This is a genomic window from Myxococcus sp. CA023, assembly GCF_010998615.1.
GTDB lineage: Bacteria > Myxococcota > Myxococcia > Myxococcales > Myxococcaceae > Myxococcus.
The window spans coordinates 41,605-52,140 of the sequence record NZ_JAAEAH010000070.1 but is presented as its reverse complement, the minus strand read 5'-3'; the positions used below and the strand labels follow the sequence as shown (position 1 = coordinate 52,140).

12 protein-coding genes are annotated in these 10,536 nt (G+C 70.0%); 6 read left to right on the top strand and 6 right to left on the bottom strand.

The features are described 5' to 3' along the window. Positions 1 to 197: 197 nt before the first annotated feature. Positions 198 to 656 carry a Crp/Fnr family transcriptional regulator gene (locus tag F8M74_RS27600; RefSeq protein WP_011552046.1) on the bottom strand — a complete coding sequence of 153 codons (459 nt, stop codon included), beginning with the start codon at positions 654 to 656 and terminating at the stop codon, positions 198 to 200. A gap of 72 nt (positions 657 to 728) precedes the next feature. On the opposite strand from F8M74_RS27600, the gene trxB reads away from it, so the two are divergent. The 3 genes from trxB (at position 729) to moaC (ending at position 3,459) form a co-directional block, all read left to right on the top strand. Further along, positions 729 to 1,691 (top strand): thioredoxin-disulfide reductase, encoded by a 963-nt coding sequence (gene trxB / locus F8M74_RS27595; protein ID WP_141257807.1) that lies wholly within the window; start codon positions 729 to 731, stop codon positions 1,689 to 1,691. 92 nt (positions 1,692 to 1,783) lie between these two features. Beyond that, complete coding sequence (locus F8M74_RS27590; RefSeq protein WP_141257806.1) at positions 1,784 to 2,968, top strand: PLP-dependent aspartate aminotransferase family protein; 1,185 nt, start codon at positions 1,784 to 1,786, stop codon at positions 2,966 to 2,968. Beyond that, a complete protein-coding gene (gene moaC / locus F8M74_RS27585; protein WP_141257805.1) occupies positions 2,965 to 3,459 on the top strand; it encodes a cyclic pyranopterin monophosphate synthase MoaC in 495 nt (164 codons plus the stop codon). Before F8M74_RS27590 ends, moaC begins: the two co-directional genes overlap by 4 nt. An 86-nt stretch (positions 3,460 to 3,545) precedes the next feature. Here the strand turns inward: moaC and F8M74_RS27580 are convergent, their stop codons facing one another. From F8M74_RS27580 to F8M74_RS27565, 4 genes are all read right to left on the bottom strand, one after another. Continuing rightward, a complete protein-coding gene (locus F8M74_RS27580; RefSeq protein ID WP_090491926.1) occupies positions 3,546 to 4,100 on the bottom strand; it encodes an NUDIX hydrolase in 555 nt (184 codons plus the stop codon). Positions 4,101 to 4,116: 16 nt separating this feature from the next. After that, complete coding sequence (locus F8M74_RS27575) at positions 4,117 to 4,941, bottom strand: SirB1 family protein (protein WP_141257809.1); 825 nt, start codon at positions 4,939 to 4,941, stop codon at positions 4,117 to 4,119. 84 nt (positions 4,942 to 5,025) lie between these two features. Then, positions 5,026 to 5,301: a hypothetical protein gene (locus tag F8M74_RS27570; protein WP_090491927.1), complete on the bottom strand. Its 276-nt coding sequence runs from the start codon at positions 5,299 to 5,301 to the stop codon at positions 5,026 to 5,028. 7 nt (positions 5,302 to 5,308) lie between these two features. Next, on the bottom strand, positions 5,309 to 6,880 hold the full coding sequence (locus tag F8M74_RS27565; protein WP_171410489.1) for a YiiX/YebB-like N1pC/P60 family cysteine hydrolase: 1,572 nt from the start codon (positions 6,878 to 6,880) through the stop codon (positions 5,309 to 5,311). A 203-nt stretch (positions 6,881 to 7,083) separates the two neighbouring features. On the opposite strand from F8M74_RS27565, the gene F8M74_RS27560 reads away from it, so the two are divergent. The 3 genes from F8M74_RS27560 to F8M74_RS27550 all read left to right on the top strand — a co-directional run bounded on the left by F8M74_RS27560 (position 7,084) and on the right by F8M74_RS27550 (position 8,828). Further along, positions 7,084 to 7,404 (top strand): DUF2795 domain-containing protein, encoded by a 321-nt coding sequence (locus F8M74_RS27560; RefSeq protein WP_171410488.1) that lies wholly within the window; start codon positions 7,084 to 7,086, stop codon positions 7,402 to 7,404. A gap of 78 nt (positions 7,405 to 7,482) precedes the next feature. Next, positions 7,483 to 8,388 carry a hypothetical protein gene (locus F8M74_RS27555; RefSeq protein WP_141257802.1) on the top strand — a complete coding sequence of 302 codons (906 nt, stop codon included), beginning with the start codon at positions 7,483 to 7,485 and terminating at the stop codon, positions 8,386 to 8,388. Beyond that, positions 8,385 to 8,828 carry a CoA-binding protein gene (locus tag F8M74_RS27550; RefSeq protein WP_141257801.1) on the top strand — a complete coding sequence of 148 codons (444 nt, stop codon included), beginning with the start codon at positions 8,385 to 8,387 and terminating at the stop codon, positions 8,826 to 8,828. Before F8M74_RS27555 ends, F8M74_RS27550 begins: the two co-directional genes overlap by 4 nt. A 71-nt stretch (positions 8,829 to 8,899) precedes the next feature. Here F8M74_RS27550 and F8M74_RS27545 read toward each other — a convergent pair whose 3' ends face one another. Continuing rightward, the gene (locus tag F8M74_RS27545) at positions 8,900 to 10,513 is read right to left on the bottom strand and encodes a S8 family peptidase (protein WP_228560689.1); all 1,614 of its coding nucleotides are present in this window, start codon (positions 10,511 to 10,513) and stop codon (positions 8,900 to 8,902) included. Positions 10,514 to 10,536: the final 23 nt, after the last annotated feature.

The window sequence follows — 10,536 nt, the reverse complement described above, 5'->3', positions numbered from 1 at the left end:
CTTCGCCCGCCCACGCCGCTCCCGCCGCCGCCTGCTCCATCCCGCCGCCCTCCACGGGGCGGGGACAAAGCAACCCGTGTGCCTGCTTGTGCTACCTGGGGAGTGGGGTGCGTACCCGTCCCGACACGTGGGAAGGGGCTCGGATGCCGGACGGACATCCCTGCACCAGTTGGCTTCTCGGGCGCTGAGACGGGCCGTCAGAAGCGGGAGAGGGCGAAGAAGCCCTTGATCTTCTCGTTCGTCTCGCGGAGCCGTTCGCTCAGCGTGCGGACGAAGGTCCAGAGCAGCACGTACGCCAGGTCCTTGTCGGTGAACATCAGCTGGTCCAACCGGGAGCGCTCGATGACCCAGACGGAGCAGCTCACGTGGGCGATGGCGTCCGCCGAGCGCGGCGAATCCTCGATGACCGCCATCTCACCGAAATACTGGCCGGGCTCCAGGATGGCGAGCGCCTCCTCGCCGATGCCGGGCACGGACTTGGAGATGCGGACCTTGCCCTCGGCGATTACGAACATCTCCTGGCCGGTTTCCCCCTCACGGAACAGAAAGGCGCCCGCCGGGTAGGTCCGGGAGTGGCCAATCTGGGCGACCTTGGCGAGCTGTCCCTGGGTCAAACCCTCGAACAGCGCAACCTTCTTGAGGACGGCGGCATCCATGAGGCCAGCTTCGTATCACGCGCCCGAGGCGCTCTGGTACCTTGGGGCCATCAACGAGATTTGGGAGGAGTCGTGGTGGAGGAGAAGATCAACAAGGTGACCATCATCGGCTCGGGGCCCGCGGGCTACACCGCGGCCATCTACGCCGCGCGCGCCAACCTGCAGCCGGTGGTGTTTGCCGGGGGCCCCACCCTGGAGCACCCGCAGCGTGTGCCGGGTGGCCAGCTCATGGTGACCACCGACGTGGAGAACTACCCGGGCTTTCCGGAGGCCATTACCGGCCCGGAGTTGATGGAGCGTTTTCAAAAGCAGGCGGAGCGGTTTGGCACCGCCATCCACATGGAGAACGTGGTGAAGGTGGACTTCTCCCAGCGCCCCTTCCTCATCCAGGGGGAGAGCGTCAGCTGCCGCTCGGAGACGGTCATCATCTCCACCGGCGCCACCGCCAAGTGGCTGGGCGTCAAGGGCGAGGACACCTACAAGAACCGCGGCGTCTCCGCGTGCGCAACCTGCGACGGTGCCTTCTTCAAGAAGCAGGACGTGCTGGTGGTGGGCGGCGGTGACACGGCGATGGAAGAGGCGACGTACCTGGCGAAAATCGTCAATCACGTCACCCTCATCCACCGCCGCGACACGCTGCGCGCCTCCAAGGTGATGCAGGAGCGCGCCCGCCAGAATCCGAAAATCTCCTTCATGTGGGACTCCGCGGTGGAGGAGGTCCTCGGCGACGCGAAGGGGATGAATGGCGCGGTGGTGCGCAACCTGAAGACGGGTGACAGCCAGCAGGTGAAGGCGACCGGCCTGTTCGTGGCCATTGGCCACACGCCCAACACGGAGCTGTTCCAGGGCGTGCTGGAGACGCACCAGGGCGGCTACCTCAAGACGGTGCCGGGCTCCACGCGCACCAACATCGAGGGCGTGTTCGCCTGCGGTGACGTGCAGGACCACTACTACCGCCAGGCCATCACCGCGGCGGGCACGGGCTGCATGGCCGCCATCGACGCGGAGCGCTGGCTCATCGAGCACGGCGAGTAGTCCACCCGCCCGCGCGGCTCCGCTGAGCATTCCCAGGCCGGCCCCTTCCCGGGGCCGGCCTTTCCATTCCCGCGAAGGACGCAGCAATCCCCATGAGCTCGAAGCAGAAGACGGTGGCGGTGCACGCCGGGACGCGGCTGGCTGGAAGCAAGGCGGTGCCGGTGTCGCCGCCCATCTACCCGGCGGCGGTGAACTGGTTCGACAGCAGCGATGACCTGGACAGCGCCCTGGACGGGAAGGACTATGCCTACGCCCGAATCAGCGCGCCCAACACGACGTTGCTGGAGGAGGCGGTGGCCGCGCTGGAAGGCGCCGAGGCCTGTGTGGCCTATGCCAGCGGCATGGCCGCGCTGCGCTCCGTCTTCGAGGCTCAGGGCTTCCGGGCGGGGGACACGCTGGTGATGCCGGCGGATGGCTACGGCGTCACGCGCGCTCTGTACAAGAGCCTGTGCGCCCCGCTGGGCGTGGAGCTGCACGCGTTCCTGATGACGGCCTCCGAGGTGCCCGAGCGCATCCGAGCGCTGAAGCCGCGCATGGTGCTGGCGGAGAGCATCTCCAATCCGCTGCTGCGCGTGCCCGACCTGCGCGTGCTGGCGCGGGCCTGCCGGGACGTGGGCGCGACGTTCGTGGTGGATGGCACCTTCCCGTCGCCCGTGGGACAGCGCGCGTTGGCGCTGGGCGCGGACTACGCGGTGCAGTCCACCAGCAAGTGGCTCAACGGGCACAGCGACGCGCTGGGCGGCACGGTGAGCGCCTCGCGTGAGCGGATGGCGCCACTGCGCGCCGCGCGGGTGCTGGCGGGTGACGTGCTGGGGCCCTTCGAGGCGTGGCTCACCCTGCGCGGCCTGCGCACGCTGCCGGTGCGAATGAAGGCGCATGTCGAGCACGCGGCGCATGTGGCGCGGCGCCTCGCGGAGTCGCCTTTGCTGGAGCGGGTCATCTACCCGGGGCTGGCTTCGCACCCGGACCACGCCACCGCGCAGGAGCTGCTGCTGGGCGGCGGCCCCATGGTGGCCTTTGAAATCAAGGGCGCGGGGCGGCCGGAGAGCATGCGCTTCCTGGAGGCGTTGAAGGTGGGGCGGCCCGGTCCTTCACTGGGGGACGTGTGCACGCTGGTGATGCACGCGGCCAGCGCCAGCGCGCGCCGGTTCACCCCGGAGGAGCGGGAGGCCGCGGGCATCCGGGAGAATCTCATCCGCGTCTCCGTGGGGTTGGAGGACCCGGACGACATCGTGGATGACCTGCTCGCCGCAGTGGCCCAGGGGGTGCGCCGATGAAGATGGTGGACGTGGGGGAGAAGCCGAAGACGGGCCGCGTGGCCGTGGCCACCGCGCTGCTGCGGATGTTGCCCGACACGCGCGAGCGCATCCTGGCGGGGAAGGTGGAGAAGGGGGACGTGCTGGCCGCGGCGAGGCTCGCCGGCATCATGGCCGCCAAGCGCACGCCGGACTTCGTTCCGCTCTGTCACCCCATCGCGCTCTCGGGCGTGGAGGTGACGCTGGCGCCGGAGGCCGCGGGGCTTCGGGTCCGCGTGCAGGTGAAGACGGTGGACCGCACCGGCGTGGAGATGGAGGCGCTCACCGCGGCCTGCGCGGCGGCGCTGACCGTCTATGACATGTGCAAGAGCGTGGACCGCGGCATGGTGCTGGACGCGGTGCAGTTGGAGCACAAGTCGGGCGGGCGCTCCGGCACGTGGCAGCGGGAGGAGGCCACGCCGGTTGAGGCGGCTGCGCCGCGACGTCGGACGCGCGCGAAGAAGGCCCGCTGAAGCGAGGCCTCCCCCGTAGCCGAGGTGCCCGTGCGTTGGCGGGCACAGGCGACGCATGCGGCTGCTCGCGTCCCTGAGGCACGGGCCTACTTCGACTCGCTGAGCAGGCGCTCCTGGAAGAAGGCGGCCACCACCAGCGAGTGGGAGATGTGTCCTTCCAGGATGAGGCGCGGCAGGTCGGCGCGCGGGTGCAGCTCCACGGCGATGTCCTCGCCCGCGTCCTGCCGCCCCTCGTGCCGCTTCACACAGTCGAGCGCGAGGAAGTTGAAGCACACGTTGCCCTGGAACGCGGGGTTGGGGTGCACCTGGCCCACCGGCACCAGGCGGCCCGGCACGTAGCCCGTCTCCTCTTCCAGCTCGCGCGCCGCGGCCCGCTCCGGCGCTTCGCCCGGCTCCACGATTCCACCAGGGAGCTCCAGTGTGGATGCCTCGACGCCGAAGCGGAACTGCCGCACCAGCACGAGCTGCGCGTCCGGCGTCACCGCGATGACGTTCACCCAGTCCGCGCAGTCGACGCGCACGCGTGGGTGTTCGTGGCCCGTGCGCGGGTCCGCCCACCAGTCCTCGCGCACCCGGGCGACGCTGAAGTCATGCTCCAGCCCTCGCCGCAGCCGGCGCCAGGGCTTCACCTCTCGAGCCACGTGAAAGTCCTTCCTGTCAGTTGAGCAGCGCGGCGCGCTCCCGCAGCTCGCGGGCCGTCATCTCCAGCCGGTCGCGGTCGGGGGCCTCGGGCGAAAGCTCCAGGCAGCGCTCCACGTCCCTCAGCGCCGCGCGGTAGGCCCCCAGGTTGCTGAGCAGCGCGGCACGGGTGCGCAGCTCGCCCGGGTGGTCCGGCGCCAGGAGCAGCAGCAGGTCCACCACCGCCAGCCCGCGCTCACAGTCCTCTCTGCCCAGGTACACGCGCCGCAGGTTGGACAGCATCCGGTACGTAATGAGCTCCACCGGCGCGGGCGCCAGCATGTTGCGGTCGAACTTGAGCTGCGGCGCCACGCGCTTGAGCAGCTCCTCGCAGCCGTGCTCGGTGAGGATGTCCCCTTGATGGAACGGGTCCATGAGCAGCTTGTGGTCCCCCGCGTCGTGCGCCACCAGGAAGTGGCCGGGGAAGGGGACGCCGTACAGGGAGATGCCCGCGCGGCGCGCCACCTCCAGGTAGACGACGGACAACGTAATCGGCAGCCCCAGCTTCCGTTCCAGCACCTGGTCCAGGAAGCTGTTCTCCGGGGAGTGGTAGTCGTCCTCGTTGCCGCGGAAGCCCTCGATGTCCGCCAGCACGTGACGCAAGGCCCGCAGCGGCGCCAGGACTTCGCCCTTCTCGCTCAGCCGCTCCGCCTCCACCTGCACCCGGCACGCGAGCACGTCCAGCATGTGCAGGCACCCCGGGGCGTCCAGCAGGGGCTTGTCCAGCGTGGCGATGGCCAGCGCCGCCAGGTCCAGCCGCGGGGGCTCCGCGGCCAGGGCCGACACCAGACGCTCCCGCGCCAACGGTGGGCTGAATCCAGAAGGAATGCTCACGGCGAGAACCAGTAACCCACGAGGGCCGAGACGGCAAAGGCAGGCGGCCGAGCGTCAGAATGCTGGAGGTTCAAGCGGCAGCCGTCCCTTGATTTCCGCCCGCAGGGCAATCTGGGCCGCAATCAGCCCGGACAGGATTCCATCCTCGAACTCAAATGTAGGATGTTCCTTGAGTTCCGGGAAATCGTGGGAATTGCGCACCTCCTCCGGGGAGATGTTGGGCACGGCCTCGCGGGCCAGGCGCAGCACCTTGGCCTGCTGCTGGGAAATCATCTTCTCGAAGAGCTGGGTGGACAGCTGCAGCATCTCTTCGGCCATCTGCTCCGTCATCGTGTGTCTACTCCTGGGCGATGTCCCACTTGGCACGGCGGTAGCTGTAACGGAAAGCGGTGGCGTCCGCCTCCCTGGCGTTGCCTTCCGCCTCCCGGCCATCCAGGAAGGCCACGAAGTCCAGCTGCCGGTCCTCGCGTCCGTATTCCGCGTCGAAGAGGCGGACCAGCTCGTTGGCGGGCAGGGTGCGGCGGCCAGCCACGCTGACCAGGGGGATGCGCAGGCCCGTCATGTCGCCCGCGGGAGCGTAGGACTTCCACACCAGCTCCGTGCACACGAGCGTCCGGTCGGAGAAGAAGTCGAAGTCGAAGTCATACGGGCGGCCCTGGAAGGTGAAGGCACGCACGATGGCGCGGGCCTTCTCCAAGCGGGACAGGCGCGGGCGCATGACGCCCAGGTAGTCCACTCGCATGCCGTGCTCCATGCCGGTGAAGGACACGCCTTCGCTGATGGATTCGATGATGCGCAGGGGGTCGCCGTGCGCGTCGTTGCCGGTGTACTCGGCCCACTTGGCGGGGAAGGCGCGCGCCAGGTGCTGGGTGAGCGAGCCCGGTGCGCCGGGAAGGGTAGCCACCCAGGCCTTCACGTCCGAGTCCTCGTCGAAGTACGCGCCAAGCTGAGCGGGCGTGCCGATGAAGAGCTCCGCGTGTGGCCAGAATCCTGGCAGGCCGATGTTGGAGAGGTACCAGTTCTGCCGGGCCACCACGATGTCGCCGGGCTCCATCTTCTCCAGCAGGGACAGGGCCTGCTCGCGGGAGATGAGCGGTTGGCCCACGCGGCGCACGCGGGTGTCGCCCATCCAGGCTGCCACCGCGCGCTGCACGGGGAAGAAGGCGCGCTGCGCGGTGTCCGCCGTCAGGTCCACCGTGGCCTTGGCGAAGAGCGTGGCGCCGCGCCGGGTGAGCAGCCCCTTCGCCACCTTGCTGTTGTGCTTCATCTCCTGCAGCAGCCAGGGCACGCGCGGGGCGTCCAGTGCGCCGGCCTTCACCAGCAGCGGGCGGAGCTGTTCCTTGTATCCATCCCCCGTGAGCAGCTGCGTGCTGGTGGAGACGTGGATGGCCTTGTCCTTGAACCGGGCGAAGGCGCGCGCGGGCAGGCCGTACTCGGGCGCGGGCTCGTCCAGCAGCACCTCGAGCTGCTTCTTGCCCAGGGTGAGCTCCGCGTAGGTGAGGCCGTGGGCCAGCTCCGTGGTGAGCGCGCCATGGGTGAGGAGGAAGCCCCAGGCGTGCTTCTTCGGATGCGCGTGGGCGGGCACCTTCACGAAGTCCCAGTAGCGCTGGCGGATGACCTCCACGGACACGAAGTAGTCGAAGAAGGCCGCCCAGGTGCTGAGCAGCAGCTGCTTCTGGTCCGGCGTGTACGGCACGCTCTGCTTCTGCAGGTACACGGCGCGCGACTGCTTCACGGCCTCCTGCAGCCCGCGCAGGCCCCGGACATTGCGCTCCAGCAGCGCGAGGTCGGTCTGGGCCTGGGCGACGAAGGCCGCTTCGTCCAGGGCGAAGACATCATGGACGGGCGGCGGGGCGGCGGGCGTACTGGCGAGCGTGAGCCAGGCAAGCAGCAGGGGCGCGGCGGACATGGGGTGTGGGACTCCTGCGAGGAAGGCGTCGCGGGAAGACACCTTAGCCGGGAAGGGGCCAGGGCGGCTGTCCCCCTGGCTGGACAGGGGCTGGGATGGGGGCGCCCCGGGTGGTCCCGCGCCCCGGCCATCCCCACGTTGTCATTGCACACGAACGCACCGGGGCCAGGGCCAGGGCGCCCGGGCAGAAAGGCAGACGCACGATGGCTTATGGACTCGCGGAGGATCCAGCGCGCTCCATCACCCCGCATCTCGACGCCGTAGAGTACCCAGTCGAGCGGGAGCAACTGGTGGCCGCGGCCGCCGACGCGGGCGCCCCGCCCGACATCATCAACCTCTTCAAGAACCTGCCGCGGGACGAGTACGCCACCCGCGAGGCCGTGCAGCGCGACCTCTCCGAGGCGTCCCGGCGCTCCGCCATGGGGAACTCGAGGGACGACGATGATGGGGTGAACCGGGACCGCAGCAACATCGGGCGTGACCGGGTGGAGCACGCACCGGACGGCCAGACGCGTCATCCGTGAACCGGTGAGCGTTGGGGGAGGGAGGCCTGGTGGAAGCGCTCGCGGGCGCGGGCGCTTTCTGCCAGCGTGCGACCGCGCATGCGTCCCGGCCCCTTGACGTCCAGTCTTCTCCTGTCACTGACCGCCACCGCCTGTAGCCACAAGGCGCCGCTCTCCGTGTCGCCTTCGGAGCCGCGGCCGGCGTCGGTGCGACTGGACTTCCAGCCCCCCGTGGACCGCGTGCTCACGGAGAAGCAGCGCAGCGTGCGTTCGGTGGAGCGGCGGGGTGACACCCTTCGCGAGGAAGTGGAGCTGACCACGCAGACGCGCTTCACGCCCTCCGAAGGGGGCTGGCTGCTGGCGCAGGCGGTGCCGCGCTCGCGCCTGACGCGCAATGGTCAGGAGGTACCCACCGGCGTGGCGGACGTGCTGGCGCGCTTCACGCTGCAGGCGTGGCTGGCCGCGGATGGCACCTTCGTGAAGCTGGTGGCCCCCGAAGCCGCGCAGGAGGCGCTCCGCCAGGTGGCGCCCGCGGGCACTGAGGCGGGCGCGCTGGAGCGCTTCTTCGAACCCGAGGCCCTGGAGACGCGGGCGCGGCGTGAGTGGGAGGTGAAGTTCGCCGGCCTCTTCCAGCGCAACCTCGTGGAGGGCCAGCAGAGCTGGGTGGTGGACCTGGTGCCCGTGGGGGACAGCCAGGTGGCCTACGTGCTGGAGCGCACGGTCCAGGGCACGCGGGACACGCCGCTGGGAGACGCGGTGGTGCTGGGCCTGCGCTGCCTGGACGCGGTGCCGGAGGATGCGCCGGACGCGCTGTCGGAGGCGTGGGTGATGGCGGGCCGGCCGGAGCTGACGCCGGGCGTGTCTTGCGAGGGAGAACAGCTGGTGGGCCGGGGGCGCTTCATGCCCGTGAGCCGCCAACTCACGGTGCGGGCGACGGTGGCGGGCGAAGCGTGGACTGTCACGACGGAGTCCCGGGCAGAGGGGCTCCAGGAGGAGGCGCGATGAGCTGGGAGCAGAACCTCATCGAGGACGAAGCGGGTGTGGAGCGCGTGGTGAAGGGTGCCCGGCGGGTGGCGGTGCTGGGCATCAAGACGGAGCAGCAGTCAGGGCAGCCGGCCTACTACGTGCCGGACTACCTGGCGCGCTCGGGCGTGGAGGTGGTGCCCGTGCCCGTCTACTACCCGGACGTGACGCACATCCTGGGCAAGCCGGTGTTCCGGCGGCTGACGGATGTGCCCGGCGACCTGGACCTGGTGGACGTCTTCCGCCGGCCGCAGGACATCGACGGGCACGTGGACGAGCTCATCGCCAAGAAGCCGAAGGCGGTGTGGTTCCAGTCCGGCATCCGCAACGACGCCGCGGCGGAGAAGCTGGCGAAGGCGGGCATCCAGGTGGTGCAGGACCGCTGCCTGATGGTGGACCACCGCCGCTACGGCGAGCGGTAGTCACTTCGCCGCCAGGAAACGCACCCCCACCCGTCCTGACGCGGAAGGTGGGGGCGTGCCGGGAATCCGGCTCAGTAGTCGCCCGCGATGACCTTGGGCAGGACCTTGGCCAGGTCCGGTAGCGGGCCAATCTGGCGCGTGTTCGCGGGTTGCGGAGTGCCGTTGGCGCGCAGCAGCGAGCGCATCTGCGTGCTGGTCAGACGTCGCCCGTTGGCCAGGGCCACGCCCTGCGCGCTGGCGGCGGCGCCCACCACGATGGGGGACGCGCTGGAGGTGCCGCTGAAGCTGGACGTGTAGAACTGGTCCTCGCCATGGCTGGCGCCGAACACGTTGCCGTAGCCCATGCTGTAGACGCGCTCACCCCAGCCGTGCACGTCCACGCGGCTGCCGAAGTTCGTCCAGCACATGGGCAAGCGCGTGGTGGCCGTACTGCCACCCACGAAGATGGCCCCCGAGTCCCGGGTGTTGCGGTTGAACGCGCTCCCGTACGCGGACGCATCCAGGTCGGCGCTGCCGTTGCCCGCCGCTTCCACGACGATGACGCCGTTGGCGGTGGCCGTCTTGATGGCGTCGTAGTTGGCCTGCCAGTACTCCATCGCGATGTAGTCGCACTGGGAGGTGTTGCACGAGCACGCCGTGCCGTCCGAGGGGCCGCGGGCGTGCAGTTCGATGAGGACGATGCCACCCAGACCCGCGGCCGTGGCCGCCTTGGTGATGGCGCTCGCCGTGCTCTGGGCCCCGATGGACTCGTAGCCCGCCTTGGCCTGGTGCGCGATGCCCGTCACGCCATAGGCGTTGCGCGCGCCCACGATTTCACCCAGCACCGCCGTGCCGTGGTCGCGCCAGCTCCGGTCGGTGTACTGGGTGCCGCCCATGTGGAAGAGGTCGGGCATGTCCTCGTGCGTGGTGCGCCACCCGCCCTCGATGTCCACCACCTTCACGTTCTGCCCCTGGCCGCCAAGGACCGTCCACGCGTACTTCGCGTCGATGCCGTCAGGCGCGGCGTTGAGGTAGCCCTGGTTGCTCTCGTAGAGCGGTGTGACGGGTGGGAGGTCCGCCGCGGCCAGCAGGCTGCGCACCGCCGCGTCCATGCCGAAGTTCACCATGGCCGGCTCGGGGGGCGGCTCGGCGTAGGCCACCTCGACACCGTCCAGGCCGTTGAGCGCGGCGACCAGGTCGGCCACGCGCTCGGACGTGGTGCCCGGCATCAGGGGGACTTCGAAGTACAGGTTCAGGTCCGCCAGCTGCTCACCGCTCTGCCGCTCCCCGGAGGCCTTGCGCGCCTCCAACGTGGACTCGGCGTCGTCGAACAGGCGGGCAATGGCGCCAATGCGGGGCGCGCGCTCCAGCACTGACGTCACATGGCCCAGGTCAGCCTCCAGGCGCGCGTCGCCCAGCCCACGTCCGGCCAGCAGCGAGCGCTCCGCGGCGTCCCGGTCCGACGTCAGGGCCACCAACTGCTGGTCGCGCAGGCGCACCCGGCTGCCTTCGTGGAACTTCACCACGATGCGCTCCACGTAGGTGTCCGCGGCCAGTTCGCGGCCGGTGGGCTTGGCGACAAGCGCGCGCGGCTTCAGTGACTTCGCGGGCGGAGCGGCCACCGCCGTGGGGGCGAAGGCGAGCACCGACAGGGACAGCATCGCGTACCGCAGGGGGCGCATCGACAGGGGCGACGACATCGGCATGGACAGCCTCCACATCGGAAGAG

Coding starts and splice junctions, on each gene's coding strand:
- F8M74_RS27600 (WP_011552046.1), bottom strand. CDS start 656: ATGGATGCCGCCGTCCTCAAGAAGGTTGCGCTGTTCGAGGGTTTGACC.
- F8M74_RS27590 (WP_141257806.1), top strand. CDS start 1,784: ATGAGCTCGAAGCAGAAGACGGTGGCGGTGCACGCCGGGACGCGGCTG.
- moaC (WP_141257805.1), top strand. CDS start 2,965: ATGAAGATGGTGGACGTGGGGGAGAAGCCGAAGACGGGCCGCGTGGCC.
- F8M74_RS27570 (WP_090491927.1), bottom strand. CDS start 5,301: ATGACGGAGCAGATGGCCGAAGAGATGCTGCAGCTGTCCACCCAGCTC.
- F8M74_RS27565 (WP_171410489.1), bottom strand. CDS start 6,880: ATGTCCGCCGCGCCCCTGCTGCTTGCCTGGCTCACGCTCGCCAGTACG.
- F8M74_RS27560 (WP_171410488.1), top strand. CDS start 7,084: ATGGCTTATGGACTCGCGGAGGATCCAGCGCGCTCCATCACCCCGCAT.
- F8M74_RS27555 (WP_141257802.1), top strand. CDS start 7,483: ATGCGTCCCGGCCCCTTGACGTCCAGTCTTCTCCTGTCACTGACCGCC.
- F8M74_RS27550 (WP_141257801.1), top strand. CDS start 8,385: ATGAGCTGGGAGCAGAACCTCATCGAGGACGAAGCGGGTGTGGAGCGC.
- F8M74_RS27545 (WP_228560689.1), bottom strand. CDS start 10,513: ATGCCGATGTCGTCGCCCCTGTCGATGCGCCCCCTGCGGTACGCGATG.